The sequence below is a fragment of the Desulfobotulus sapovorans DSM 2055 genome (genome assembly GCF_059569355.1).
Map to the genome: position 1 here is coordinate 17066 of NZ_JCANVJ010000018.1, position 26079 is coordinate 43144.

General features: G+C 54.2%; 25 protein-coding genes. 15 read left to right on the forward strand and 10 right to left on the reverse strand.

Annotated elements, in window-relative coordinates:
- Positions 1-57: 57 nt before the first annotated feature.
- Positions 58-876, reverse strand: a complete 819-nt coding sequence (locus BR04_RS12020) for an exodeoxyribonuclease III (RefSeq protein WP_496356258.1) — start codon at positions 874-876, stop codon at positions 58-60.
- 84 nt (positions 877-960) lie between these two features.
- Entirely contained in the window at positions 961-1968 is a 1008-nt protein-coding gene (locus BR04_RS12025; RefSeq protein ID WP_496356259.1) for an alpha-hydroxy-acid oxidizing protein, read from the reverse strand.
- Between the two features lie 275 nt (positions 1969-2243).
- On the opposite strand from BR04_RS12025, the gene BR04_RS12030 reads away from it, so the two are divergent.
- Both BR04_RS12030 and BR04_RS12035 read left to right on the forward strand, forming a co-directional pair.
- Positions 2244-2705, forward strand: a complete 462-nt coding sequence (locus tag BR04_RS12030) for a hypothetical protein (protein ID WP_496356260.1) — start codon at positions 2244-2246, stop codon at positions 2703-2705.
- A 17-nt stretch (positions 2706-2722) separates the two neighbouring features.
- A complete protein-coding gene (locus BR04_RS12035; protein ID WP_496356261.1) occupies positions 2723-3295 on the forward strand; it encodes a hypothetical protein in 573 nt (190 codons plus the stop codon).
- Between the two features lie 4 nt (positions 3296-3299).
- On the opposite strand, the gene BR04_RS12040 is transcribed toward BR04_RS12035, so the two are convergent.
- The 5 genes from BR04_RS12040 to BR04_RS12060 all read right to left on the reverse strand — a co-directional run bounded on the left by BR04_RS12040 (position 3300) and on the right by BR04_RS12060 (position 7031).
- Positions 3300-4049, reverse strand: coding sequence for an MlaA family lipoprotein (locus tag BR04_RS12040; RefSeq protein WP_496356262.1), 750 nt, complete (start codon positions 4047-4049; stop codon positions 3300-3302).
- Positions 4050-4262: 213 nt separating this feature from the next.
- Positions 4263-4949 (reverse strand): MlaC/ttg2D family ABC transporter substrate-binding protein, encoded by a 687-nt coding sequence (locus tag BR04_RS12045; protein ID WP_496356263.1) that lies wholly within the window; start codon positions 4947-4949, stop codon positions 4263-4265.
- Positions 4950-4974: 25 nt separating this feature from the next.
- A complete protein-coding gene (gene mlaD / locus BR04_RS12050) occupies positions 4975-5424 on the reverse strand; it encodes an outer membrane lipid asymmetry maintenance protein MlaD (protein ID WP_496356264.1) in 450 nt (149 codons plus the stop codon).
- Positions 5425-5459: 35 nt separating this feature from the next.
- A complete protein-coding gene (locus BR04_RS12055; RefSeq protein WP_496356265.1) occupies positions 5460-6215 on the reverse strand; it encodes an ABC transporter ATP-binding protein in 756 nt (251 codons plus the stop codon).
- A gap of 6 nt (positions 6216-6221) precedes the next feature.
- Positions 6222-7031: an MlaE family ABC transporter permease gene (locus BR04_RS12060; RefSeq protein WP_496356266.1), complete on the reverse strand. Its 810-nt coding sequence runs from the start codon at positions 7029-7031 to the stop codon at positions 6222-6224.
- A gap of 312 nt (positions 7032-7343) precedes the next feature.
- Here BR04_RS12060 and rnhA point away from each other — a divergent pair, with 312 nt between their 5' ends.
- Positions 7344-8081: a ribonuclease HI gene (rnhA, locus tag BR04_RS12065; RefSeq protein ID WP_496356267.1), complete on the forward strand. Its 738-nt coding sequence runs from the start codon at positions 7344-7346 to the stop codon at positions 8079-8081.
- Positions 8082-8166: 85 nt separating this feature from the next.
- Here rnhA and BR04_RS12070 read toward each other — a convergent pair whose 3' ends face one another.
- Both BR04_RS12070 and BR04_RS12075 read right to left on the reverse strand, forming a co-directional pair.
- A complete protein-coding gene (locus BR04_RS12070; RefSeq protein WP_496356268.1) occupies positions 8167-9417 on the reverse strand; it encodes an AAA family ATPase in 1251 nt (416 codons plus the stop codon).
- Between the two features lie 125 nt (positions 9418-9542).
- Positions 9543-10736, reverse strand: a complete 1194-nt coding sequence (locus BR04_RS12075; RefSeq protein ID WP_496356269.1) for an exo-beta-N-acetylmuramidase NamZ family protein — start codon at positions 10734-10736, stop codon at positions 9543-9545.
- Positions 10737-10942: 206 nt separating this feature from the next.
- Here BR04_RS12075 and BR04_RS12080 point away from each other — a divergent pair, with 206 nt between their 5' ends.
- From BR04_RS12080 to sppA, 11 genes are all read left to right on the forward strand, one after another.
- Positions 10943-11353, forward strand: coding sequence for a response regulator (locus BR04_RS12080; protein ID WP_496356270.1), 411 nt, complete (start codon positions 10943-10945; stop codon positions 11351-11353).
- A gap of 7 nt (positions 11354-11360) precedes the next feature.
- Positions 11361-11654, forward strand: coding sequence for an STAS domain-containing protein (locus BR04_RS12085; RefSeq protein ID WP_496356271.1), 294 nt, complete (start codon positions 11361-11363; stop codon positions 11652-11654).
- Position 11655: 1 nt separating this feature from the next.
- Positions 11656-12036: a response regulator gene (locus BR04_RS12090; RefSeq protein WP_496356272.1), complete on the forward strand. Its 381-nt coding sequence runs from the start codon at positions 11656-11658 to the stop codon at positions 12034-12036.
- A gap of 1 nt (position 12037) precedes the next feature.
- The gene (locus BR04_RS12095) at positions 12038-14059 is read left to right on the forward strand and encodes a chemotaxis protein CheA (RefSeq protein WP_496356273.1); all 2022 of its coding nucleotides are present in this window, start codon (positions 12038-12040) and stop codon (positions 14057-14059) included.
- A 35-nt stretch (positions 14060-14094) separates the two neighbouring features.
- Positions 14095-16812 carry a methyl-accepting chemotaxis protein gene (locus BR04_RS12100; protein ID WP_496356274.1) on the forward strand — a complete coding sequence of 906 codons (2718 nt, stop codon included), beginning with the start codon at positions 14095-14097 and terminating at the stop codon, positions 16810-16812.
- Positions 16805-17311, forward strand: coding sequence for a chemotaxis protein CheW (locus tag BR04_RS12105; RefSeq protein ID WP_496356275.1), 507 nt, complete (start codon positions 16805-16807; stop codon positions 17309-17311). The genes BR04_RS12100 and BR04_RS12105 overlap by 8 nt, the downstream gene beginning before the upstream one ends.
- A complete protein-coding gene (gene cheB, locus BR04_RS12110; protein WP_496356276.1) occupies positions 17298-18395 on the forward strand; it encodes a chemotaxis-specific protein-glutamate methyltransferase CheB in 1098 nt (365 codons plus the stop codon). The genes BR04_RS12105 and cheB overlap by 14 nt, the downstream gene beginning before the upstream one ends.
- Before the next feature lie 386 nt (positions 18396-18781).
- Positions 18782-19885 (forward strand): histidinol-phosphate transaminase, encoded by a 1104-nt coding sequence (gene hisC, locus BR04_RS12115; RefSeq protein ID WP_496356277.1) that lies wholly within the window; start codon positions 18782-18784, stop codon positions 19883-19885.
- A 35-nt stretch (positions 19886-19920) separates the two neighbouring features.
- Positions 19921-20589, forward strand: a complete 669-nt coding sequence (gene cmk, locus BR04_RS12120) for a (d)CMP kinase (protein ID WP_496356278.1) — start codon at positions 19921-19923, stop codon at positions 20587-20589.
- Positions 20590-20700: 111 nt separating this feature from the next.
- The gene (locus BR04_RS12125) at positions 20701-22461 is read left to right on the forward strand and encodes a 30S ribosomal protein S1 (protein ID WP_496356279.1); all 1761 of its coding nucleotides are present in this window, start codon (positions 20701-20703) and stop codon (positions 22459-22461) included.
- Between the two features lie 140 nt (positions 22462-22601).
- Positions 22602-23495, forward strand: a complete 894-nt coding sequence (gene sppA, locus BR04_RS12130) for a signal peptide peptidase SppA (protein WP_496356280.1) — start codon at positions 22602-22604, stop codon at positions 23493-23495.
- On the opposite strand, the gene BR04_RS12135 is transcribed toward sppA, so the two are convergent.
- Positions 23490-24098, reverse strand: a complete 609-nt coding sequence (locus BR04_RS12135) for an L-threonylcarbamoyladenylate synthase (RefSeq protein WP_496356281.1) — start codon at positions 24096-24098, stop codon at positions 23490-23492. The two genes, sppA and BR04_RS12135, sit on opposite strands and share 6 nt — an antisense overlap.
- 340 nt (positions 24099-24438) lie before the next feature.
- Here BR04_RS12135 and guaB point away from each other — a divergent pair, with 340 nt between their 5' ends.
- Complete coding sequence (guaB, locus tag BR04_RS12140) at positions 24439-25902, forward strand: IMP dehydrogenase (protein WP_496356282.1); 1464 nt, start codon at positions 24439-24441, stop codon at positions 25900-25902.
- The last annotated feature ends 177 nt before the right edge of the window (positions 25903-26079 follow it).

The window sequence follows — 26079 nt, forward strand, 5'->3', positions numbered from 1 at the left end:
GGGCAGGGCTGTTTTCTGCTGATGAATGCAGGGTATGGAAGATATGGAGGGGAGGATTCATGACTCCGAACGGGGGGTTTTCAGGTCAGGGAGGGTCAGTTCAATCCCCACAGGACAATGATCGGATCCCATCAGTCCGTTTTCTATAAAGGCGCTTTTCAGCCAGCCTTTTTCAAGAATATCCCGGGAAACCAGGCAGAGGTCAATGCGCCAGCCTGCATTGTTTTGACGGGCATTGGCCCTGTAGGACCACCAGGAATACCGTACCGTTTCGGGGTACAGGTGGCGGAAGGTGTCCACCCAGCCTTCGGCCATGAGCCGATCCAGCCAGTCGCGTTCGATGCGCAGGAAACCGGAGGTCTTGGCATTGGCTTTGGGGTGTTTGAGGTCAATTTCGTTGTGGGCTGTGTTGTAGTCGCCGCAGACAACAACAGCCCTGCCCGTTTTTCGGATGGTATCCGCATGGCGAAAGAAGGCCTCATAGAAACGCAGCTTATAGTCCAGCCGTTCTTCCCCCATCTGACCATTTGGAAAGTAGACGTTGAACAGGGTAAAGTCGTCAAAGTCCAGTTGGTTGACCCGGCCCTCATCGTCAAATTCGGGGAGACCGATGTCTTTGCCCATGGACAGGGGCTGGATGCGACTGTAGGCCATGACTCCGGAGTAGCCTTTTTTCTTGAGGCTGTAGCTCCAGATCTGATGGGGATAGCCAGACAGATCCAGCATTTCAGGGCTGCGCTGAGCTTCCTGGAGTTTGGTTTCCTGGAGCATGAGGATGTCCGCGTTAAGGGCTTTGACCGAAGCCTCAAAATTTTTTTGCCAGATGGCTCGGAGACCATTGACATTCCAGGAAACAATACGGAGTTGGCGTCCCAAAATCCGGTTTCTCCTTGCAGAAGGGTTGCTAAAGGGGAAAAAAGGCGGGTGCAGGTTTGCATGCATCTGCACCCTAAAGATGTTTCAGTAGAGGATGGCTTCATCCACATCCGCAAGACTGGCACAGCCTGTCATGACCATGGCCTGCTTCAGTTCCATGCGAAGCTGTTGAATATAAGCAGAAACCCCATCTTCAAGAGCACCGCAGGCGGCAATGGCAAAGGGACGTCCGATGAGGACGGCATCGGCTCCCAGAGCCAGCATTTTCAGAATATCCACCCCACTGCGTATGCCGCCATCCACCAGAACCTTGATTCTGCCCCCCACAGCCTCCACGATTTCCGGAAGGACATCGGCGGTACCGGGGGTCATGTCCAGAACACGGCCTCCATGGTTGGAAACCACAATGGCATCGGCATCGGCTTCCAGGGCGAGTTCGGCCTGATCCGGGGTCATGATGCCTTTGAGAATAAGGGGTTTCTGGATATATTCCTTGATCTGCCGCAGCTTGGCCACGGATTTGGCGGAAACGGGACGGCCCATCAGCCTTAAGGTAATGAGTCCTGCGGCGTCAATATCCATGCCGATGGCAAGGGGCCGGGTGGCAAGGGCTCTGTCCAGTTTGTCAAAAAGTTCCGTGTCTTCCCAGGGTTTGATGAAGGGGATACCCTGCCCTTCTGCCCGCTGAAGCGCCTCAAAGCCGCACTGGGAAATTTCCGGTGGCACACCGTCTCCCGTACACCCGAGAATGCCTTCTTTGCGACAGGCTTTCACAATGGCCTGAATATAGTCCGCCTCGGAAACGGCACCGCCCATATTGTAGGAGATACCCCCAATGGGAGCGGCGAGGAGGGGCATGTCCAGGGAAAGCCCGAAGAGATCCGTCCGGGTATCCGGTTCGGTGATGTCATGGATGAGGCGCATGTTCAGCCTCAGATCCGCAAGGGCTTCCCCATTGGCACGAAAGGCTTCTCCTGTACCGATACCTCCCATACCGGGCACGCCGGATGCACAGTTCTTGCCGTTGCAGATGGGGCAGACACGGCAGTAGCCAGTCATTCTTTCCCTTGCGGTATCCCGTATGCTTTTCATGGAAGGCCTCCTGAATGCGGATGGTGTTGGGGGAAGAGATCCGGACAGAGCCGGGCAGCCATGGGCTTTCTCGAAAATATCTGCTAGCATTCCCGCAGATAAAAAGCAAACCCTGCCATGCGCATCCTTTGCTTGAGACCCGGAGACTTTTCCGTTAAAGAAGGGAAGCTGCTTCTCCTTATTTTTTGTTGCTGCGAAGCCGGGATGGGGGCGCATGGTCAGGAAATGGCCCTGATGCCGATATGGGAAACTTTTTTTGAGTATGGGACGGGAACGTGTTTATTTTTACAAAAAAACAGCTCTACAAAGGGATGGACAAGGCCTTTGATCAGGTCAAGCATGGTGTGTACCGCAGACTGGTGACCCGGTACAGCGATGAGATGGAGAAGGAAAAAGCAGGGCTGCTTGCTGCGGCTGTGACCAACCGGCTTTTTTCCCTTCCACCTGCCAGTGAGGAAGGCCGTCGTTTTCTTTCCGAGTACGAGGGACGGGTGCGTAAAGCCGCAGAGGCACTGAAGGGAGAAGAGGATATTCTTCATGCTGTAACCCTCTCCCTGCGGCAGCGTCAGAAGCTGCTTTTTACCCTGGTGGATGAGGGAAAGGCTTCGGGTACGGCCATTAACAGGCCTCTGGATAACCTGATGAAGATGGGACTTATGGCCGAGATCCGGGATCTTCCGGAACCCAAGGCTTTTTTGAAATTTGCCCGCAAGTTTCTTCAGAACAGTCCGGAATGACAGCAGAGGGACGGTTTATGACAAGCCAGGAAACGGTCTATCACTACACAACGGGGAAGGCGCTGAGGGCCATTTTGCAGACAGGGCAGATTCTGCCCTCTCCATCCTTTTCCAGGGCAACGGAAAAGTCTGTGGTCTGGTGTTCTGTCCGGAAGGACTGGGAACCCAGTGCGGCCTGTATTCAGACCCTTCCCGATGGCCGTGTTTTACGCAGGACAAGGGAGGAAATCCGGTATCAGGAAGGGGGCCTGATCCGGATTCTGCTGAAACCTGAGGTTCGGATGTTCAACTGGGAGCAATACCGGCGAATCAGCGGTATTTCCCCTAAACATCTGCGTGTACTGTCCCGTTTTGCAGAAGAATGCGGTGCGGATATCCGGCAGTGGCGGGTCAGTTTTGTTCCTCTTACCAGTGCTCTCTGGGCGGGTATCGAAGTGCAGAATCCGGGAGATGGCGTCTGGTTTTCCCATCCTGTCCAGCGGGCGATGCCTCTTGCAGTGCTGTTGCGGGAAGTGCGGAACTGTCTGCCTTTTATGGGCAGACAGCAGCGCCACCGTCTTAGTTTACATCTGGAAAGGCTGGGAGGATAGCATTTTAACGGGAAACGGCCTGCATACGCATCTGGACATAGCCGTTGCGCACAGCGGTGTAGGGATCCAGGGAGGCGCCTTTGATGGTCTCATAGTCGCCGATACGGAAGGAGGTGCTGTTTACGGTCTCTAAAGCACTTTTTCCGATGCGGGTTTCAAGATTCCAGTCTGCATAGCTTGTGGGTTGCAAAAAGAAATCTCCCACCTGACCAATACCGTCCCGCAGGGTGGAGGGGCCGAGGAGGGGCAGCACCAGATAAAAGCCATTGCCGATGCCCCAGTGTCCCAGAGTCTGGCCCAGATCTTCGGGGGGTACCTGAAGGGAAGGAAGCTGTTGGGAAGCGTCGATCAGCCCGAAAATTCCCCAGATGGAGTTTACAAAGAATTTTCCTGTTTCTGCGGCGGCAGCCTTCCCCTTTCCCTGAAGAAGCTGGTTGATCACACGAACCGGTGCGGTAAGGTTATAAAATACATTGCGGATACCGGTACGCACGGGGGATGGAGTGATGTTGCGCCAGCCTGTGGCCACGGGTTTGAGAACCCAGAAATAAAGGCGGTCGTTTACGATGAACATTCCCCGGTTCAGGGATTCCAGAGGGTCGGCAATCTGAAGCCCCGGTGCGGTGGCGTATTCGGCTTCAATTTCGGCGAAAAAATCCTGGTCATCCTCCCTTTCCTCTTCGGCATGGAGACCTGTGGGAGGAAAGCTCAGAAGCAGTACAAGAAAGAACAGGCAGCACAGCGATGCACGCATGGAAACGGTTCCTTAAAATAAGAAATTGTCCCTTCCCTCCGTCTTCTGCGGTGATGGATCATGAGCTAAGTCAGGACAGCCCAAAGCCCGTTTTACCGTGAAGCGTTGAAAGAAGGAGACGGATTTGGATTTTTTTGATTCTGGTAAAACGAGATGCCATTCCCAATGAAAACAGTTTTTTTTCAGGGAAGAGCCGAACGCTACGGAAAATCATCAGAGAATGCGCAGGGCTTTATCCTTGTCGGGCTCTTCCGCAGTTTTTCCTTCTTTTCTGCGCTGGATACGCTGGGCTTCAAGTGAGCTGATTTTTTCCCGCATATGCAGGATCAGGTCTGCGGGGTCTTTTTTGAAAAGAAAATCTTCAAACTGGCTGCGATAGTTCTGGATGAGGCTGATGCCTTCAATATGGATATCGTAGATACGCCAGTCATTCCGGATATTACGGAGTTTGTAGAGAACCGGCACTTCTCCCTGGCTCAGAAGAACCCGTGTGCTGACTTCAGACCTGTCCTGACTGATCAGGGTTTCCTCATCATAGACCACGCTTTCATTCTGAAAATTGTCCTGTACCTTTTCGATATAGGTGTTGGCCAGGAGTTTGGCAAAAAGGTCGGCGAAATCCCGCTGCTGGGTATCGGAGAAACGTCGCCAGTTGCGGCCTGTGGCCAGCATGGAGATGGTTCTGAAGTCAAAAATGCTTTGTATGTGTTCAAAAAGTTTCTGGTGCTGTTCTTCCGCAAGGTCAGGATCTGGATTTTTGTAAACCGGATCCTTTAAAATAGCGATGGCGATATCAATGCGATTCTGTATGGTTGCAAGGGGCCCCATATCCGCCATGGAAAGCTGGACAAGGAACAGCAGAGGCAGAACCAGGAGAAGCAGACTTCGGGCTACGGCCATGACAGGCTTCCTTTCCTCGTTTGTTTTATTTGATGCCGCCGAATACATATTTTGAAATCATATCCTCCATGTCCAGAGGCGCTTCCGTTTCCAGGAGTACATCACCTTCACCCAGAAGCATGTCGGAGCCGCCGGGGGAAAGGCGGATATACTTGTCGCCGATCAGTCCGGAGGTTTTGATGGAGGCGATGGTGTCTTCGGAAATGGGGATGTCTTTCTGGATTTTGAGGTGAAGGACAGCCACAAGACGTTCCGGATCCAGGCTGATCCGGCTGACACTGCCCACCTGCACTCCGGCAATTTCCACGCGGGCGGCCTTGGTCAGACCGGCGACGGAGGCGAAGCGGGCTTCAATGGTGTAGTAATTGTTACCGATCAGCTCCATTTTTCCAAGCTGTATCGTCAGATAGGCCGTGCAGAGAATACCGGCAATGACAAAGATGCCAACGGTGGTTTCAAGGGTGATCTTTTTCATAAAAGACTCCATGGGCAGAAGCGGGTTGATGGACTTCAGTCAAGGAAGGGGCTTGTGATGTCCCCCCGGATGAAGCGGCAGACCTCGGGGAGATCGCAGGCCTGAATTTCTGCAGCCGTACCTGAAAAAACAATACGGCCCTCATCCAGCATGACAATGTTCTGGGCGACGTGGAAAATATCCGGGATCTCATGGCTGACCACAAGGGCCGTAAATCCAAGCTGCTTCTGGTATTCAGAGATCATGGCATGTACAGCATTTTTACGTATGGGATCCAGACCCGTTGTTGGTTCGTCAAAGAGAACCAGTTCAGGATCCGTGACCAGAGCCCGTGCCATGGCCACGCGTTTCATCATGCCGCCGGAGATCTGGGAGGGATAAAGAAGCCCGACATCGCCAAGATCCAGTTGCGCCATGCGGGCATAGACCTTGTCTCGGATCTCTTTCCGGGAAAGGCGGGATCCCTCCACCAGAGGGAGGGCAATATTGTCAAAAATATTCAGGGAATCAAAGAGGGCGCATCCCTGGAACATATAGCTCATGCGATTGCGAAAATCTCTGATTTCCCTCTTGTTCATTTGCTGGATGGGTTTTTCTCTGTAGCGAATTTCTCCACTGCTGGGCTGCATAAGTCCGATGATGTGCTTGAGAAGCACGCTTTTACCTTCCCCGCTTTTTCCGATAATGGCAGTGGTTTTGCCGGCTTCAATTTGCAGGGAAATGTGCCGCAGGACGGTATGGGAACCGAAGTTTTTGCAGACATCATCAAGGCGGATCAGAGGCGTTTGCATGGGGCCTCACAGAAGAAAGGAGGTGAGAATATAGTCGGTGATCAGAATCAGGACAGAACTCTGGACAACGGCGGATGTGGTGGAAAGTCCTACACTTTTGGAACCAAAGACGTTTTTACGTCTGTGGGTATAGTATCCCTGGTAGCAGCATACGGAAGCCACAACAATGGCAAAGACCAGAGCCTTGATCAGACCGCCGGTGACGTCACTGAGAAGGATGCTGGATTCCACCCTGGAAAAATAGATGCCGGGGTTGATCCCTAAGAGTCTGGAACCTGTGAGATAGCCTCCTAAAATGCCCACCACATTAAAAATGGAGGCCAGAAGGGGAATGCTGAGGATGGCTGCTGCCAGCCTGGGACTGAGGAGAAAACGGATGGGATTGATGTTCATGGTTTTCAGAGCGTCTACCTGCTCTGAAATACGGAGGATACCGATCTCCGCTGTCATGGCGGAACCTGCCCTTGCCGTTACCATAATGGCCGTGAGTACAGGTCCCAGCTCGCGGATGAGCGTAAGGGCTACGGCGGATCCCAGATATCCCTCGGATCCGAATTTGATCAGGGTGTAATATCCCTGAAGTCCCAGAACCATGCCGGTGAAAAGACCGGTCAGACAGATGACCAGGATGGATTTTGCACCAATAAAATATACTTGCTGCAGGATTTTGGAGAGTTGCAGAGGCCATGAAAAAATATGCTGGAAACCTGCACAGAGAAAAAGGGCAAAATGTCCTGCAAGACGGATACGATCCAGAACCAGAGAGCCGATGTTGTTCAGGATACGGGTCGGGAAGGAGGGGGCATTCTCATTCATTTGGATTTGCCTTTAAAGGGAAAAATAAGGAAGGTGCATAGGTGCCCGTACGTGCATATGCTATAGGGTAAAATTCCTTGGGGTGTCAAGGGAAGGCTGGGAGCAGAGACTGGGGGATTCGTGTTTCACCGCAGCAAGGCGGGCGGCGGTCCCGTGGACCGCCATCATAAGCAAAAGAAGCATCTGTGGGAAAATGAAAGGCAGGATGCGTATGGGGTGGGACTTTTCAGGAAGGATGGAACAAACTGCCATACTTTATTTTATTTTGCAATGATTTCTTTTATAAAAACGGATGGATGGGGAGAGGGTATCTTGGCGGCGAAAAAAAAATATTATGCGGTGCTGCGGGGCAGAAAGCCGGGAATTTATACCACATGGTTCGGATCTGGTGGGGCAGAGGAGCAGGTGAGGGCCTTTACCGGCGCCAGATTTAAAGGATTTGAACATAAAAAGGATGCAGAAGCGTTTATGGCAGGCACGGGGACACCGTCCTTTTCGGGAAAGGGACGTGTGGAATCGAAAGGTCATGGCGGAGGGGACAGGGAAGAGGGCTGTGACCCGGCCTCCTTTTCCATCCGTATTTACAGCGACGGAGGAGCCATCGGTAATCCCGGCCCCGGAGGTTATGGCACCCTGCTCATTCGGGAGGATGGTTCGCGGGAGGAGTTCAGCGGTGGCTTTGCCCTGACCACCAACAACCGCATGGAGCTTCTGGGAGCAATCATCGGCCTGGAGGCTGTGCGCGGGGTGACTGTTCCTGTTCTGCTGACTTCCGATTCACGCTATCTGGTTCAGGGTATTGAAAAGGGCTGGGCCAGGGGATGGCGGGCCAGGGGATGGAAAAGAGCCGATGGTCAACCTGCCCTGAATCCTGATCTCTGGGGACGGCTGCTTGATGTTCTGGAGGGGATGGAGGTGCGTTTCTGCTGGGTGAAGGGACATAGTGGGCATCCTGAAAATGAACGCTGCGATGTTCTGGCCCAGGCGGCTGCCAGAAGCGGATGTCCGGATCCGGATCCGGGCTATGGCGGGGAGTCTTCGGAAGACTGAGGGGATTGGGAGGGTGGGCAGCATGTCTCCCTTCAGAAAACCGGAGAGCCATCCCCGTCAGAAGGGGACGGCCCTCCGGTTTCTGTCAGGCACTGCGTTTTTTGAGAAAGCCCATGGTCGGTTTCTTCGGTTTGGAAGGCCTGAGGGCAAGGGCTGTTTCAATATCTCGGATCAGGGATTCCATGGACAGGGTCTTCTTGACGGCATTCATGGTAATGAAACTGCCTGCTGCCAGGGATTCCAGAAGGGAAGCGGAACCCGCCCGGGCCGTTTCCATGGAAAGTTTTTTTCTGGCAAGGTAATCCTTGCAGAAACGGCTGATAAAAGCCCCTTTTTCATGGGGAATACCGTCAGCCAGGATGAGATAGTGTTCTTCTGGAAGAGCTTGGAAAATATCGTATTTTTTTAAGAAAAAGCGCCACATGGCAGCCTTTTCCATGCGGCCTGGAGCCGGAATCCGGATGGGGGCCAGGCGTCCGTCCCGAATCAGGGTATCATCAAAGACATCGGGATCCGCATTGGTGGTGATACTGAATACAAGGTTGGGATAATTGGCGATGTATTTTTTCAGCACATCCACCGCCTCCTGGTAATAGTCTGCGCCGGAGCTGTTGTGGCTGTCTCCATTCATGATGAGGGAGGTGGCCTCATCCAGGAAAATAAAGGCAGGCTTGTGGCTTTTCAGACTTTTTTCCAGAATTTCGGCAATGGCGGCATCCAGGTTGTGGGCAAGGGAGCCAATGTATTTTTCGCTGAGGGCTGCCACATTGAGTTCTGTGGCATGGCATCCGGCCCTTTGATAGACATCCCCGATGGCTTTCTGCAGGGCGGTTTTTCCGGTGCCGCCTTCGCCGTAAAGAATCACACCACTGCTCAGGGGGACTTCACCCCGGATGATTTCCGGAACACTGGTACGGATGAGGACTTCGTTGAGTACTTCCGCTGCCATGAAGATGTCAAAGAGAGGTGCCAGAACCTCTCCATAGGGGGCGGGAACATGGGGGTCAAGTCCGGTACGCTGCTCGGTTTTTACTGCGGGCAGCAGTATAGGATCCAGGCAGAGAAAATCCCGGTGCTGTTCCAGGCTCCGGGAGTTGGCTGCAAACGGTGTGAACAGCTCTGTGCTGGTATCCACGTCAAAGGCAGAGGCTTCTTCACCGGTTCTGCGGATCAGGGGGCTGAGGCTGCCATTGTAGCGTCCGGAGACTTTGCCCTTCAGGTAGAGCCAGAGGCGGTTGTGTTCGTCCCGGAAAATGGAGCCGATCTGCCCGTATCCTTCTTCGCCTATTTCCATCTGATGAATGGCTTTGTATTTTTTAAAGGCTTCAAGCAACATGGTATCCCCCTTTCACAACGCCGTCGGGATAAAGCCCTGGGTCTTTCGGGGCTTTTGTCTTCTTATCGACATGAAAGGGAAGCGGGTTTAATTTTTTCTGGTTTTATGCCTTTGGAACGGTGTTCTCATGGGGCCTTGAAACCTTCTTTTGGCCCATAAAGAAGAAAATCTGCGGCCCCGTGGCAATATTCCATACGGCCTTTCTCCCATTGACGACGCAGCTCTGCCGGATCCTGGCCGAGGCTTAAAGCTTCCCGTAGTCTTCTGCTGCCGAGAATCAGATCCAGGGGCAGTTTTTCCATTTCATATTCATAGGGCGGCTGTTTCAGGGCAAAATGGGCAGGATGGCGGGTCATGATGGCCTGGAGCAGGCAGAGGCTCAGGTAATAGGGCCTGTAGATGTCCCGCTGAGTGACATGGATTTGAAATCCCCGGCAGGGGATCCCCGCATGTTTGCCGGATGTGGGTTCGAACACCACAGGACGCAGGATGCTGCCTGCAAGGGCATCCCGGGGAAGAACCCTGAGGAGGGCGCCGGTATCCAGCCAGGGGGCACCGAAAATTTCAAAGGGTTTTGTGGTACCCCGTCCTTCGGAAAGAGTGGTACCTTCCCAGATCACCTGACCGGGATAGACCAGAGCCGTTTCTGCTGAAGGCATGTTGGGGGAGGGCAGTACCCAGGGCAGCCCCGTATCCTGAAAAAACATGTCCCGCCGCCATCCCTGCATGGGAATCACCGCCACATCGGCACCGATGTGAAAGACCTTGTTGGCCATGAGGGCGTATTCCCCCAGGGTCAGGCCATGGCGCATGGGAATGGGGTGGCGGCCTACAAAGGAGGAATATTCCGGTTCCAGTACATTGCCTTCGACAAACATGCCGGAGATGGGGTTGGGCCGATCCAGTACCACAAGGGCGATGCCCGCATCCCGTGCGGCTTCCATGCAGAGGGTGAGGGTGTGGATGAAGGTATAGACCCGGGTGCCCACATCCTGGATGTCCACCAGCAGGATATCGATCTGGTTCAGCATGTCCGGTGAGGGAATGCGGGTTTCTCCGTAAAGGCTGAAAATGGGAATTCCCAGAGCGGGATCCAGCATGTGATCGGATTCGATCATGTTGTCCTGCTTTTCCGCAAAAAAACCGTGCTGGGGGGAAAAGAGGGCCTTCAGGCGGTTGGGGAAGCGTTGGGCGATAAGTTCCTTTGCATGGCGAAAGTCCGATCCGATGGATGCGGGGTTGGCCAGAAGGCCCAGATTTTTTCCTTCAAGGAAGGCGGGCGGATTCTGGAGAAGGTTTTCAAGCCCTGTACGGATCACGGGGACTCCTTGGGAAAGGGGTAGGGGAAAGGATCCAGACATGCGGATGTGCAGGCTTCCATGGAGGATATCCTTTGCCTCCAGCCGGGATTGTGCTACAAAATTCCTTAAGTTGCAATTCCGCTTTGTCCCATGCTTTGGTTCTTTCTGTTCCCCTGCCTTTGAACGGGATAGTCGTCTTCAACCTTATCTCTAAGGTGTATCCCATGAACTCATGTGTTTTTTTTGTAGATGATGAACCCCATATTCTTCAGAGTCTCCGTCGTCTTTTCCGTAATGAGGGCTACACTCTGCACACCTTTGGCAGTGCCATGGAAGCTCTGGAGGCCTTTCCCCTGCTGCGGCCTGCTGTGGTGGTGACGGATCAGCGGATGCCCCACATGACCGGCATGGAGTTTCTTGAAAAGATCAGGGATCTTTATCCTGAAACTGTCCGGATCATGCTGACGGCCTATTCGGATGTGGATGTTGTGGTTGGCGGTTTAAACTCCTGGACAGTCAATGTTTTTCTCAAGAAACCCTGGGATGAGGCGGAATTGCGCATGGAGGTGCGCAATGCGGTGCGTTACCATCACCATCTGATGGACGGTGGTGACGAATCCGGGCACGGGGTGTAGGCAGCCCATGGCAGACATCCTTACCCATACCCTTTCGGGGGCACAGACCATCTATGGTGTGGTTGCCCTGCAGCGGGAGATTCTGGGACTCCTTGAAGGCGCATGCGGGCTGGTTCTGGATTGCAGCCAGGTCAGCTCCTGCGATACGGCTTTTCTGCAACTGCTCTCTGCCCTGTCTTCCACCTGTGCAAAACGGAGACTTCCCTTTTCCCTCGTTGCGGGTACGGCACTGCGGGAAGCGGCGCTGCTGGCGGGTTTTGATCTTCAGGATGCGTGTTTTTCTGTCAGGAAGGATGACTGACATGGGTAAACGGATTCTTGTGGTGGATGATGCCCCCAGTGTCCGGATGCTGGTACGTCTTTCCCTGAGCCGTGCGGGCTATGCCGTTGATGAGGCCGTTGACGGTGAAGATGCCCTTAATCATTTGTCCTCCCCCCCCTATCCCGATCTTGTGGTGACGGATCTGAACATGCCAAAACAGGACGGCATTGCCCTCTTGCGGAAGATACGGGCAGGAGGTCCGGTACGTTTTGTGCCGGTAATTATCTTTACCAGTCCCCTTGAGCCTGAAAAACGTCGGGAAGCCCGGGAAGCCGGAGCTTCCGCATGGATAGAAAAGCCCTTCAAGCCGGATGCCCTCCAGCGCCTGATCCGCCGCTTTATCGGATTATCGGGAGTTTGATATGACGGATATGGAATCAAGCCTGCATAAGGATCTGGGGGAGGTTTTCCGCAGCGAGGCCAGCGATATTTTTCGGGCCATGGAAGCTGCTGTACTGGATCTGGAGACCCAGTCTCCTGATGCGGATGCGGTACACCGTCTTTTTCGTGCAGTCCATACCCTCAAAGGCTCTTCGGGTATGTTTGGACTGACCGGACTGGCAACCTTGGCCCATGAGCTGGAATCTCTTATTGAGCGTATCCGGGAGAAGCGTATTTTTCCTGGGGCCTCTCTCATTTCTCTGGTGCTGAAAGTTACGGATCGTTTGCGTTTTCTCGTGGATCATCCCGAAGAAGGAGGGGCGGAGACCGATGCCCGGCTCATTCAGATGCTGGCGGAAGCAACCCAGGGGCTGGAGAAGGGGGACGGCAGGGAGGAAGAGGGAGAGAGAAAACGGAAAATAGCTATTTTTTTCAAGCCGTTCCCGGGTATTTTTATGACGGGTATGGATCCTGCCATGGTATTGGGAGAATTGCGGGATCTGGGGAATCTGAGTGTCCGGGTTTTGACGGGGGATGTACCGGATCTTGAAACCCTTGATGCGGAAAAGTGTTTTCTGGCCTTTGACATGGTATTGGAAACAGAGGTCGGGGATCAGGAAATTCAGGATGTCTTTCTTTTTGTGGAGGAAGACAGTGAAATCCGCATAAGCGTTTTGCCCTTGGATGGGGAGGAGGAGAGGGTCTCCGGCCCTGTGTCTTCTTCCTTGCCGACGGAAAATCTGCATGGGGCAGAACACTCTTCTTCGGTAAAGGAGAAGGGGAAGATGCGCGGTGAGGCCCAGCATCCGGAACATGAGGATGTCCGTATCGCCGCCTTTCGTCTGGACACCCTCATGAACCTTGTTGGAGACCTTGTCATGCAGCAGGCAAGGCTGAATGCTGTGGCCAGGACGGTGCAGTCTCCACTTCTGAATGAGTGCCTGGAAGGGCTGGATCGTATTGCCCTTAATTTGAAAGATTGTGTACTGAACCTGAGAATGACACCCATTTCCGGAATATTTACCCGTTTTCGCCGTCTGGTACGGGATCTTGCCCAGGAACTGGGAAAAGAGGTGAATCTTGAGATTGAGGGGGGCGAGACGGAGCTGGATAAATCCCTGATTGACGGACTTGGAGAACCTTTGGTGCACCTTGTCCGCAATGCTCTGGATCATGGGATCGAGTCTCCCGAGGAGCGCAGGCAGAAAGGGAAACCCTCTGCCGGTACCCTGAGACTTTCAGCGGCTGCGGTGGAGGGCCGTGTGGAAATTCTGATTTCAGATGATGGCAGGGGGATCAACCGTGAGGCTGTGCTGAAAAAAGCCAGGGAAAGGGGACTGATCCGGGAGGATGAGGTGCCGTTACCCGGAGAAGTGGATGCCCTGATTTTCCATCCGGGTCTTTCCACGGCTGCGGTTGTGGGATCCGTTTCCGGGAGGGGCGTGGGGATGGATGTGGTGCGTCGTCAGATTGAAGCGCTGGCGGGGCGTATCACCCTTTACAGTGAGGCGGGAAAGGGAATTCGTATTCGTCTGTCCATGCCGCTCACTCTGGCCATTGTGGAGTGTCTTCTGGTGCGGGTGGGAGGAGGTATTTATGGTCTTCCTGTCACCCAGGTGGAAGCCTGTATGGATTTTTACGCGTTGCCCAGAGACGGGGGGGCAGAGCGGCGTCTGCTGTTGTTTCGCAAGAAGGCCTTGCCCTATATTCATCTGAGAACTTTTTTCCGCATGGCGGATCCCCTGGAGCATGATGCCCAGGTGGTGCTGGTACGCTCAGAATCCGGGCTTCTGGGGCTTGTGGTGGATACCCTGATCGGTACCCAGCAGATGGTGATCAAATCCATGGGCGACTGGTATGACAGACAGGATGGCATTTCCGGTGCGGCGGTTCTGGGGGACGGTCGTATTGCCTTTGTTCTGGATGTGCAGGGCCTGTGGCGGAGAGCTTGTGAAGAGGCCGCAGAAGGGGAGTCTTCAAAAAAATACAGCACACGGATGTAGGCCGTCCCGAAAAGGGGGGGAGGAAGGGGTGTTTCATGCGGTGGAAGGATCTGGGGATTGGCGTCAAGCTGGGCTTTGGCTTTGGCATGCTGCTTGTGTTTCTGGCCGCGATGATTCTCACGGGCTTTCTCGGTGTGAACCGGATGGCCCAGAGGGGGAATGCCCTGATTGACGGGACGCGCATGGACGGTATCCTGGCCATGAAGGAAGTGGAACTCCTGCGGGCTTCCCGAAGAATCAGCGCCCATCTCATGGGAGCGGACAGGGTGGTCTTGCAGGAAAAACAGGAGGAAACGCCCTTTGGAAACTGGCTTGCCGGAGAAGAGCGGATATGGATGGTGGATCATATCCCAGAGCTGGGCCCGCTTTTTGAAAAAGTGGATGGGCAGTATGCCCTTTTGCACGCAAGGCTTTTAACGGTTCTGGAGCGCTATGAATCTGATCATCCGGATTTTCTTCAGGAACTTCAGTCCTTCAAGCAGCAGAATCAGGTGTGGGGACAGCGGGTGGCCGAGCAGCTGGCCCTGGGTGCGGGTTCCCTTTTCCGGTATCAGGACCTTTTGCGCAATGTGCTTTCCCATGGAGAGTCCATCCTTAAAGCGGTTTATGCAGAACCGGGGCTTACGGAGGCCCAGCGTAAGGAGAAGGCAAAAAATCTGATCAAGGCAATTCGTTATGGTCAGGAAAACAGGGATTACCTCTGGATTCATGACGGGGATCTCCGTATGGTGGCCCATCCCTATTTTCCAGCCCTGGAGGGGCTTGAGCTGGGGCCGGAGCATCAGAAGCTCCGGGATCTGCTTAGCGAAGCCAACCGGCGGGTTGCGGAAAGGGATGGCTTCATGCTGTATGCCTGGCCCCATTATGAAAATAAAAAGGAAGTGCCGAAGCTGGGACAGGTACGGTATTTTGAACCCTGGGGCTGGTATCTGGGGACAGGGGTCTATCTTTTTGAACAGAACCAGGCTCTTTTACGCAGGGCACGGGAGTTTTCCGACGGGATTCCCTTTTCCCTGAATGTTGTTAAAAATCCGGAAACTTCTGCCCTGGGACGGTTTCTGACACGGGAATCTCTCTGGCCCAAAGGGCTTGGCATTGAAGACGGTCTGCAAGCCTGCCGAGAACCCCTCCGGCGTCTTTATGGTTCTGCCGAACGGATTGAGGGGCTTATCAACAAGGGGCAGGTGGATGAGGCCATGGGATTCTATGAACTGGAGACCATGGGCGCTCTTGCGGAATTGGATGTTCTGCTGGGAGATGTCATTTTGAAGGTGGCCCAGCGCAACCGGGCGGCCATGGAAGCCAGAAGTATGTTTGATGCGTCTGTGCTGCCTGTCTTTGAGGAAATGCTGGGAACGCTGGCTGCCCTCAGAACAGAGGCACGCAGACACACGGAGCGGGTGGAGGCTCTGGCCGAGGCGGCGGATCATGCCCGCTGGCTTTTCAGTCTTCTTGGGGCCTTGGCCCTGCTGACCGGTATTTTCATGGCGGGCCTGATGATTCGGGTTATCCGCAGGCCCCTGGTAGACCTGGCGGATGCGGCCAGAAAGATTGAGACGGGGCATTATGATGTCCTGATTTCCTTGAATCAGAAAGACGAGCTGGGCCGTCTGGCCCAGGCCATGGATCAGATGCTGGTGGGGCTTCGCAGGACTTCGGAGCTGGCTTCCCGGGTATCGAGGGGGGATCTGCGTCTTTCCTTTGACGCCGTATCTGAACAGGACACCATTGCAAGGGCTTTGAAGGAGATGGTGGAAAACCTCGGAGCTGTTGTGGGTAAGGTGAGGGAGGCGGCTTCCCAGGTACGAACGGCCAGTGCGGAGCTGAAAACAACGGCCATGCTGGTGGCGGAGGGGGCTTCGGAGCAGGCGGCTTCAGCGGAACAGAGTTCCGCATCCATGGAAGAAATGAGTTCCATTATCCATCAGAATGCGCAAAACGCCAAGGAGACACGGGCCATTGCCAACAAGGCGGCTGAGGAGGCCAGAAAATCCGGTGCTTCCGTAGGCAGGACGGTGAAGGATATGCGGGAGATTGCTGAAAAGATCGGGGTGATTGAGGAAATTGCGCGTCAGACCAACCTCCTTGCCCTGAATGCGGCCATTGAGGCCGCAAGGGCCGGGGATCACGGGAGGGGCTTTGCCGTTGTGGCTTCCGAGGTGCGCAAGCTGGCCGAACGCAGTCAGAAAGCTGCGGGAGAAATCGGGGCTTTGGCGATAGCCAGTGTTACCCAGGCCGATGAGGCGGGATCCATGCTGGAAATGCTGGTTCCCGCCATTGAGAAAACGGCATCTCTGGTGCAGGAGATCACCGCCGCCAGTCAGGAACAGAGCGAAGGCGTTACCCAGGTGAACCAGGCCATTATCCAGCTTGATGAAATCATCCAGCAGAATGCCCATGTTGCGGAAGAAATGGCGGCTGCGGCAGGGCAGATGGAAGATCAGGCGGAGCAGTTGCAGCAGGCCATGGCTTTTTTTTCCATCGGCAGCGGAGACGGCGGGAAGAAGGATCAGGATTCTGTTGTGCATGCTGAAGCCCGGAAAGCGGTCTTGCCTCCGGGAAACCCGGAAGACAGGGACACTGAGACATGGAAACGTGAACGGGGCAGCCGTTCCCGTTCTGACAGAAAGGCGGAGAGTATCCGATCTCAGGATTTTCAACGGTCTTCCGGTGTGGTGATTGATCTGGATGAGGACTGGGGGATGGGAGGATCGGAGGGAAGGGATAAAAAGGGGGGAGGCACCCATGGATGAAGGGCAGAGACAGTGTCTTACTTTCCGTCTTCAGGATGTTGTGTTTGCTCTGCCCATTGGCGTGGTGCAGGAGGTCTTGCAGGATGTGTTCGTCACGGCCATCCCCCGGACACCGGATTTTCTGGAAGGGGTGATGAACCTTCGGGGCAGGATTGTCCCCGTTATGGATTTGAAAAAAAAATTCTCCATGACCCGTCTTGACCGGGATCCGGAGTCTGCTGTGGTGGTTGTGAATATTCCCTTTGAAGGCCGGGAACTTATGGCCGCCATCCGTGTGGATGCCGTGGAAAGTGTTCTTTCCTTTGACACTTCGGCCCTTTGTCCACCACCGGAAATGGGGGGGGGCGTTCCCCTGGATTTTCTGGAAGCCATGGTGCTCCGGGAGGAGCAGGTACTCTTGTTTCTCAATATTGCACGGGTATTCAGCCGTTCCGAACTTAAAGAAGTGCGCAGGGCACAGCAGAATACCGGCGAAGGAGAAGACGATGATCCGTCATAATAAGGAGGGCAAGGGGCTGCATATACTGGTGGTGGATGATTCTGCCCTTTCCAGGCGCATGCTCTGTTCCATATTGGAAAAGGATGCTGCTGTGGCCAGCGTGGAAACAGCTATGGATCCTTACGGAGCTGTGGAGAAAATCCGGCGTCAGGTTCCGGATGTTATTCTTCTCGATGTGGAAATGCCCCGCATGGACGGGCTGAAATTTTTAAAGCGTATCATGGCCCAGCATCCCCTTCCGGTGATTATCTGCTCAGCCCTTACGGCGGGCCGGGGAGACGCCATAGCAGAGGAGGCCATGGCCTTGGGGGCTGTGGATATCATTCCCAAGCCCAGGATGCAGGATGAAGGGTCTCTGGAAGCGGTAGGAACCAGAATACTCGATGCCGTGCATGGGGCGGCGGCTTCTGAAAAGGATCCTGTGATGCGGCGGGGAGCCCTTCTTTCTGCGGATGCCATTCTGCCTCCGCCCTCAATGCGGGTCAACATCAAGACCCAGCCTGTGGTGGGGGTTGCCGCGTCCACGGGGGGGATTGCCACCCTGAGAACCCTTCTGGAAGGCTGGCCTGCGGACGGCCCTCCCATGGTGATTGTGCAGCATATGCCCGCACGGTTTACCCGGAACTTTGCCTTTGATCTGGATAAGAGTGTGCCCTGCGGGGTAAAGGAGGCCGAAGAGGGGGATGTTCTCCGGGATGGACAGATTTATCTTGCACCTGGAAACAGACACACTCTGGTGCGCAGGATGGATCGTTCCTATATCATTGCCCTTAAGGACGGCCCCTTTGTAGCTCACCACAGACCTTCTGCGGATGTACTGTTCCGTTCCCTGGCGGCTGAGGCGGGTTCCAATGCCGTTGGCGTTATTCTGACGGGCATGGGAGATGACGGGGTGGCAGGACTTCTGGAGATGCGCGAGGCGGGGGCTCTCACCCTGGCTCAGGACAAGGAAAGTGCTGTGGTCTACGGTATGCCGGGAGAGGCTCTGCGCCGGGGAGCTGCCCAGCGTGAGGTTCCCCTTCCCCGTATGGTGAAGGATATTCTCATCCATTGTGGTGTACCCGTCTTTTCCCAGAAAACATAATCCGGAGGACTCTCCTGACGCAGCCCCATGCCGTCTCCGGTGTTGCCTTTTCTTCTATGCCCTTTCCCAGGCAGATGAGAACAGCCCGCAGGGCTTACCTTTATAACAGAAGCCCGTCGTTCTCACGCTGGAGTATGGCAACGATAGCTGAAGTGGAGTGGCAATCCTTCAACAACAATGGACAGTGTGTGTCCCGTTTCGAAAAAGGCGGGAGGCGATCCTGAAAGGCTTTTCTCCTTTTTGCCGAGGCTTTTATTGACAAATAAAAGACTTCCTTTTAATCACAGCCCATCGGCAGGAAAGGAACGTCCTGCATCCTGACCTATTTAAGGATGTGGGACGTTCATATTGGATGGGGCTGTGCCCCGATCGTAAAGGATTGTGTCATGCAGATTCCCGTACCGGATTTTATTCGCGCCATAGATCCCTATGTTCCCGGAAAACCCATAGAAGAACTGGAGCGGGAATATGGTCTGAAAAAGGCCGTGAAACTGGCCTCCAACGAAAATCCCCTCGGCCCTTCTCCCCTGGCTCTCAGGGCCATGGAGGCGGCCCTTGCGAAGCTGCACCGTTATCCCGATGGTTCCGCCTACTATCTTACCGAAACTCTGGCCCGCAGTCTTCAGGTAAAGCCCGGATGTCTTGTGCTGGGCAATGGTTCCGATGATGTCATCGCCATGGCCGTGCGGGCCTTTATGCGTACGGGCGATAAAGCGGTCATGCCCCATCCCGCCTTTCTCATGTACGATATTCTGGTAAAAACTGCGGGAGGCGTTGCCGTTCCCGTTGCCCTGGAGGGGATGGACATTGCCCTGGAGGCCATGTCCGCTGCCGTGGATGGGGATACCCGTATGGTTTTTGTCACCAATCCGAACAATCCTACGGGTCGTTTTATCCCAAAGGAAAGAATGCTGGCCTTTCTGGATGCCATTCCGGCTTCCGTGCTGGTACTTCTGGATGAGGCCTATGTGGAGTTTGTGGAAGAGTCTCTTTTTTACTCCGGTATTTCGCTTCTGGAAAAATATCCCAACCTCATTGTGCTGCGTACGTTTTCCAAGGCCTATGGTCTGGCGGGCATTCGTGTGGGGTACGGGGTGATGGGAGAAGAGATCGCCCAGTGGCTGCATCGGGTACGTCAGCCTTTCAATGTGAATATCCTTGCCCAGGCGGGAGCCTGTGCGGCCCTGGATGACAGGGGCTTTCTTGAAAAAACAAGAACACTTGTAAGCGAAGGGAAAGCCTGGCTGCGGGAAAAACTGGCGGTTATGGGGCTGACATCCTATCCCAGTGAAGCCAATTTTTTTCTGGTGGATGTGCGGCGTGAGGGCAGGACGGTTTTTGAGGCCCTGCTGCGCAGGGGGGTGATTGTGCGCTCCATGCACGGTTACGGTTTTCCCCGCTGTATCCGGATCACCGTAGGGCTGCCCGAGGAAAACCGGGTCTTTCTTGACGCCCTGGAAGCCGTGCTTGCGGAAATCCCTGAGACCTGAAGATTCTTCCCATGATCAAGACGAAAGTGTTCTGTATGAAACCCCTTGTGATTACCATTGATGGCCCTGCGGGTGCCGGGAAAACCACCATCAGCCGAAGGCTTGCCGAGCTTCTGGGATACCGTTATGTGGATACGGGAGCTCTGTACCGGGGGGTTGCATGCAGCGCCCACAGAGCCGGTGTGGACATTGTGGATACGGTTGCCCTTGTTGCCCATCTTGAAAATCTTCATCTGTGTCTTGTGCGGGAAGCAGGCGGATTGTTGCGACTTCTCGCCAATGACGTGGATATTACGGAGGAAATCCGCACTCCGGCCATGTCCATGGCCGCATCCAGCGTGGCAAAAATTCCTGAGGTTCGGGCCTTCCTTCTGGGGGTGCAGCGCAGACTGGGCGCGGAAAAGGGGGTGGTGTTTGAAGGACGGGATATGGGGACGGTGGTGTTTCCGGGGGCGGATGTGAAGTTTTTTTTGACAGCAGACCTTGCCGTGCGTGCCATGCGTCGTCACGGGGAACTGGCGGCAAATACGGAACAGAGTCTGGACGCTGTGTTCCAGGATATGCAGCAGCGGGACGCCCAGGATGCGGGCAGGGATCTTGCCCCCTTGGCAGCGGCTGCGGATGCGATTCATATTGACGCTTCCCATCTTGGCGTGGAAGAGGTTCTGGAAAGGATGCTGGCGTCCATCCAGCGTGCGGGATAATATTTTGTCTTGTATCCCCCTCTTAACTCTGGTAAAGGTTTCGGGATATGCCATCCTCAAAACAATAAGGAAGGGGAGAGGCATGACTAACGATTAGGGGGATAACTTTTCATGGGAAACCGTAACAACATGGACGCTTTCGAAGACAACGAAGCAATGGACGATCTTGAATTCGATGGGGAAGAGCTTCCCAGTATGGAAGATCTGCTCAACGAATACGAGGAAAGTTTCGGCAAGTTTGCCGAGGGCGAGGTGGTGAAGGGCAGAATCATCTCTGTAGATCGCGAGTATGTTCTGGTGGATGTGGGCTATAAGTCCGAAGGGATGATTCCCGTCCACGAATTTAAGAACGACGCAGGAGAGGTGACCGCTGCCGTCGGTGATGATGTGGAAGTCATGATCGAGCTCTGGGATGAAGAAGAAGAGCGGGTTGTGCTTTCCAAGGAAAAAGCCGAAAAAATTAAAGTCTGGGAAGAGATCAAGAAGATCTACGACGAAGACGGTGTTGTGGAAGGTGTTATCACCAACCGCGTTAAAGGTGGCTTCTCCGTCGATATCGGTCTTCAGGCTTTCCTGCCTGGTTCACAGGCAGATCTCCGGCCCGTGCGCAACCTCGATGAACTTGTGGGCAAGAGTTTTGATTTCAAGGTACTCAAGTTCAACCGGAAACGGAGCAATATCGTCCTTTCCCGCAGGGTTCTTCTGGAAGACGCCAGGGAGAAAGCCCGTTCCAAGACCCTTTCTGCTCTGGAAGAGGGCAAGGTCATGGACGGTGTGGTCAAGAACATCACCGAATACGGGGTGTTTGTGGATCTTGGCGGTGTCGATGGACTTCTCCATATTACCGACATTTCCTGGGGCCGTGTGAAGCATCCTTCGGAGCTGTTTGCCGTGGGCGATCAGATCAAGGTCAAGGTACTGTCCTTCGATCTGGAGCGGGAACGCGTTTCTCTGGGCATGAAGCAGCTGACCCCCGATCCCTGGACCATTGCCGCAGGCAAGTATCCCGTGGGTGCGCGGGTGCAGGGCAAAGTGGTCAGCCTGACGGATTACGGTGCTTTTGTGGAACTGGAAGAAGGCATTGAAGGTCTTATCCACGTTTCCGAAATGTCCTGGACCCGTAAGATTCGCCACCCTTCCAAGGTTCTGTCCGTGGGTGAAGTTGTGGATGCCATGGTTCTGGATATCAAACCGGACAGCCGTCGCATTTCTCTGGGCATGAAACAGGTCATGACCAACCCCTGGGAAGTGATCAGCGAAAAGTATCCCGTGGGTACCATTATCGAAGGTAAGATCAAGAATATTACGGACTTTGGTCTCTTCATCGGTATTGATGACGACATCGACGGTCTTGTACATATTTCCGATATTTCCTGGACCAAACGTATTAAGCATCCTTCCGAAGTGTATAAAAAGGGAGATACGGTTCAGGCCGTGGTGCTGGACATTGACAAGGAGAATGAGCGTTTTTCCCTGGGCATCAAACAGACCCACGAAGACCCCTGGAAAAGTGTCCAGGAACGGTATGCCGTAGGTACGGAAATCAGTGGCTGCATCACCAATATTACGGACTTCGGTATCTTTGTGGAACTGGAAGAGGGCATCGAAGGTCTGGTGCACATTTCCGAAATCAGTACGGAAAAGGTGAAAACGCCTTCCGAAGCCTTCACCGTTGCTCAGTCCATCACCGCCAAGGTGATGAACATCAACTCTGAAGAACGCCGGATCGGGCTTTCCATCAAAAGGCTGGACATGGAAGATGATGATGCCATCATGAGCGATTATCTGAAGTCCATGGAAAATACCAAGCCGACCTCTTCCCTTGGTGAGACCCTCAAAGAAACCTTTGAGGCGAAATACAAGGAAAACTAGGTAGAAACCCATGACCCGGAACCCTTCTTCAGAGGGGTTCCGGGTTTTTTTATCGGATGGTGAAGGAGCGTGGAGGGCTGACGGAAAATTCCGGTACGCTTTAGAAACGCTCCTTTTTTATCCTGAAGGAGTCCCGCCCCATGTTTTCCCGCAGACATCCCTATCTTTTTTTTATTCTTTCCCTCACCGCCATGATCACCCTGAGCAGTATGGTCATCAGTGTTTTTTCCTCTTTGGGCAGGTCTGAACCTGAAGGAGAAAAAATTGGTGTGATCGCACTGTACGGCCCCATTACGGACAGCGAGGAAATTCTTGAAGATATTCGTACGTTCCGGGAAGATGAGAGTATCCGGGCCATTGTGCTGCGGGTGGACTCCCCAGGGGGGGGCGTGGGGCCTTCCCAGGAAATTTTCAGGGCGATAGGCCGGGCACGGGAAGTAAAACCTGTGATTGCCAGTCTCGGCAGTGTCGCAGCTTCCGGCGGGTATTATGCCGCTGCTGCCGCTGATGGGATCATGGCCAATCCGGGTACGGTGACGGGCAGTATCGGCGTCATCATGGGCTATACGAATTTCCGCAGCCTTGTGGAAAAAATCGGTCTGGAGCCTGTGGTGATCAAGAGCGGGGAGAACAAGGATATGGCCTCTCCCGTTCGGGATCTTTCCCCGGAGGAACGCAGGATTCTTCAGGCATTTGTGGATCGCCTGCACCAGCAGTTTGTCCGGGATGTGGCGTCTGGGCGGAAGATGCCCGAAGATGTGGTGGCAGCCCTGGCCGATGGCAGAATCTATGCCGGTGAAGAGGCCATGACCCTGGGAATGGTGGATCGCATGGGCAATTTTGAAGATGCCCTGATCTGGGCGGCGGAAAAGGCGGGGATACCGGAAAAGGGATGGCAGGCGGTTTATCCTGAAAGGGAAATCCCATGGTTTCAGGAGTTTGTGGAAGGCAGTGCTCAGGGGCTGGTCAGGATCATGAACCGGCACTTACCGTCCCAGGCCGCCTACCTCTGGACACCGGACAGCCGATTATAAAAATTCCTGTACATCCCCAAGCCCTTCCCGCAGCACTTCGGGGACTTCACCGGAAAGATCAATGACGCTGGAGGCTTTTCCTGGAACCGGGCCGCCATCGATGACCATATCCACCTGGGAACCGAAAATTTCATGGAGGAGGCTGGCATCGTTGCACACCTCTTCTCCGGATTTGGCAGCCGTGGTGGAAATGACGGGATTGCCCAGTTCCCGTACGATGGCGAGGGCAATGGCGTTGTCCGGAACCCGTATCCCTGCGGTTTTCCTTTTGGTGAGCATCATGCGGGGTACTTCACGGGTGCCTTCCAGGATAAAGGTATAGGGACCTGGCAGAAGGCGTTTCAGGATACGGTAGGCTGCGTTGTGTACTTTGGCGTAGCGGCTGATGTCCGTAAGATCCGGGCAGATGAAGCTGAAGGGATCTTTTTTATCCTTCTGCGTGATCTGGTAGATACGTTCAATGGCTTTTTTGCTCATGATGTCGCAGCCAATACCATAGTGTGTGTCTGTGGGATAGATGATGACCCCGCCGTCTTTCAGACACTCAACAAGCTGCCGGATCTGCCGGGAATGAGGGGTCTGGGGGTGGATGGTGACAAGCATAGGAAGGCTCTCCCGTCGTTGGGGGGGCTGCTTCGGTTCCTCTACCATGAACAGGGAGGAGACAGATGCAAGAAAAAAGTCATATGAATCTCTCCTACAAGGTGTTTTTATGCCTGTCAAGCAGGCTTTTTAAAACTTGCGTAACCTCCTTTTGTCTGTTAGGTATACGCCCAAAATTCAGACCGGCTCGTTTCAATGAGCCGGTTTCTCTGTCTTTACGGCCGGTCAGGGGATATCCTGCCGGCCGCCCCTATATCTGATTTGCGTTCCCCGCCACCCGCAGGGGACGTATCCCCTGCGCCACAAGCGTTTTCAACCCACCGATTCCGGAGGAGTACCCATGATGATCATGCCGCCCGAAGAAGCCTTTTCCTTTGATGATGTTCTTCTTTTACCCAATTATTCCGACGTGGTACCCAGTGATTGTGATATTTCTACCCGACTGACCCGTGAGATCCGCCTCAATGTGCCCATGGTTTCGGCAGCCATGGACACGGTGACGGAATCCCATACGGCCATCAGCATGGCCCGTGCCGGGGGGATTGGCATCATCCACAGAAATATCACCATCGAAGAGCAGATCCGGGAAGTGGATCAGGTGAAAAAATCGGAAAGCGGCATGATCGTAGATCCCGTAACCATTGCTCCCACAGCCCGGATTGAAGATGTGCTGAAACTCATGAGCCGGTACCGTATTTCCGGAGTCCCCGTTGTGGAAGGGGAAAAACTGGTGGGCATTGTGACCAACCGGGATCTTCGCTTTGAAACGGATATGAACCGTCCTGTCAGTACCGTCATGACGACCCAGAATCTCGTGACCGTGCAGGAAGGGATCACCCTTGAAGAATCCAAGCAGCGCCTGCACCAGCATCGTATTGAAAAACTTCTGGTGGTGGACAGGGATGGGCGTCTCACGGGTATGATCACCATTAAAGATATTGAAAAAATTAAAAAATATCCCTATGCCTGTAAGGATGCCATGGGCCGTCTCCGTGTCGGTGCCGCCGTGGGTGTGGGGCCGGATATGATGGAGCGGGTGCAGGCCCTTCTCAAGGCTGGTGTGGATGTACTCTGCATTGATACCTCCCATGGCCATTCCAAAAACGTGCTGGATTCCGTGCGGGCTATCAAAAGTGCATTTCCGAAATCCCAGCTGATTGCGGGTAACGTGGCCACCGGTTCGGGTGCGGAAGCCCTCATTGAAGCCGGTGTGGATGCCGTGAAGGTGGGCATTGGTCCCGGCTCCATCTGTACCACCCGCATTGTGGCCGGTGTCGGGGTGCCCCAGCTTTCCGCCATTCTGAACTGCCGGGATGCGGCGAATAAGCATGGGGTTCCCATTATTGCGGATGGCGGTATCAAATACTCCGGTGACATTACCAAGGCCATTGGTGCAGGAGCCCATTGTGTCATGCTGGGGGGCCTTCTTGCGGGTACGGAGGAAAGCCCCGGTGAGACCATCCTCTATCAGGGGCGAACTTATAAGGTGTACCGGGGGATGGGATCTCTGGAAGCGATGAAAAAGGGCAGCAAGGACCGGTACTACCTTGGAGATGAGGAAGAGGACGACAAGCTGGTTCCCGAAGGAATCGTGGGCAAGGTGCCCTACAGGGGGACGGTCGCGGAAAATCTTTATCAGCTGGCGGGGGGACTTAAGGCGGGTATGGGCTATGTGGGTGCCCACAGTATTGAAGATTTGAGGGAAAAGGCCCGTTTTGTAAGAATTTCAGCGGCTGGTCTGCGGGAAAGCCATGTGCATGACGTTATCATTACCAAGGAAGCACCGAACTACCGGGTAGATTGATGACGGTGGTTGTATTGGTACAGTGAGGATTCCGGGAAGGTAAAGGTTCGGAATCTGATGACGGCCTCATCCTTAAGCCTTCACAGGGCCTTAAGGCTGGGGCTGTTTTTTTGCGTATTCGGAGCAAGTGACAGCCTCCCCTTGCCTGTGCTATGACAGGCAGGGTTTTTGTTCGAA

Bases quoted from the DNA above. Each gene is read 5' to 3' on its own strand.
- guaB (WP_496356282.1), top strand. From the start codon at position 24,439: ATGATGATCATGCCGCCCGAAGAAGCCTTTTCCTTTGATGATGTTCTT.
- BR04_RS12045 (WP_496356263.1), bottom strand. From the start codon at position 4,949: ATGGCCGTAGCCCGAAGTCTGCTTCTCCTGGTTCTGCCTCTGCTGTTC.
- BR04_RS12035 (WP_496356261.1), top strand. From the start codon at position 2,723: ATGACAAGCCAGGAAACGGTCTATCACTACACAACGGGGAAGGCGCTG.
- sppA (WP_496356280.1), top strand. From the start codon at position 22,602: ATGTTTTCCCGCAGACATCCCTATCTTTTTTTTATTCTTTCCCTCACC.
- BR04_RS12090 (WP_496356272.1), top strand. From the start codon at position 11,656: ATGGGTAAACGGATTCTTGTGGTGGATGATGCCCCCAGTGTCCGGATG.
- BR04_RS12095 (WP_496356273.1), top strand. From the start codon at position 12,038: ATGACGGATATGGAATCAAGCCTGCATAAGGATCTGGGGGAGGTTTTC.
- mlaD (WP_496356264.1), bottom strand. From the start codon at position 5,424: ATGAAAAAGATCACCCTTGAAACCACCGTTGGCATCTTTGTCATTGCC.
- BR04_RS12135 (WP_496356281.1), bottom strand. From the start codon at position 24,098: ATGCTTGTCACCATCCACCCCCAGACCCCTCATTCCCGGCAGATCCGG.
- cheB (WP_496356276.1), top strand. From the start codon at position 17,298: ATGATCCGTCATAATAAGGAGGGCAAGGGGCTGCATATACTGGTGGTG.
- cmk (WP_496356278.1), top strand. From the start codon at position 19,921: ATGAAACCCCTTGTGATTACCATTGATGGCCCTGCGGGTGCCGGGAAA.
- BR04_RS12025 (WP_496356259.1), bottom strand. From the start codon at position 1,968: ATGAAAAGCATACGGGATACCGCAAGGGAAAGAATGACTGGCTACTGC.
- BR04_RS12070 (WP_496356268.1), bottom strand. From the start codon at position 9,417: ATGTTGCTTGAAGCCTTTAAAAAATACAAAGCCATTCATCAGATGGAA.
- BR04_RS12060 (WP_496356266.1), bottom strand. From the start codon at position 7,031: ATGAATGAGAATGCCCCCTCCTTCCCGACCCGTATCCTGAACAACATC.
- BR04_RS12080 (WP_496356270.1), top strand. From the start codon at position 10,943: ATGAACTCATGTGTTTTTTTTGTAGATGATGAACCCCATATTCTTCAG.
- BR04_RS12055 (WP_496356265.1), bottom strand. From the start codon at position 6,215: ATGCAAACGCCTCTGATCCGCCTTGATGATGTCTGCAAAAACTTCGGT.
- BR04_RS12100 (WP_496356274.1), top strand. From the start codon at position 14,095: ATGCGGTGGAAGGATCTGGGGATTGGCGTCAAGCTGGGCTTTGGCTTT.
- BR04_RS12125 (WP_496356279.1), top strand. From the start codon at position 20,701: ATGGGAAACCGTAACAACATGGACGCTTTCGAAGACAACGAAGCAATG.
- BR04_RS12040 (WP_496356262.1), bottom strand. From the start codon at position 4,049: ATGCGTGCATCGCTGTGCTGCCTGTTCTTTCTTGTACTGCTTCTGAGC.
- BR04_RS12085 (WP_496356271.1), top strand. From the start codon at position 11,361: ATGGCAGACATCCTTACCCATACCCTTTCGGGGGCACAGACCATCTAT.
- BR04_RS12105 (WP_496356275.1), top strand. From the start codon at position 16,805: ATGGATGAAGGGCAGAGACAGTGTCTTACTTTCCGTCTTCAGGATGTT.
- hisC (WP_496356277.1), top strand. From the start codon at position 18,782: ATGCAGATTCCCGTACCGGATTTTATTCGCGCCATAGATCCCTATGTT.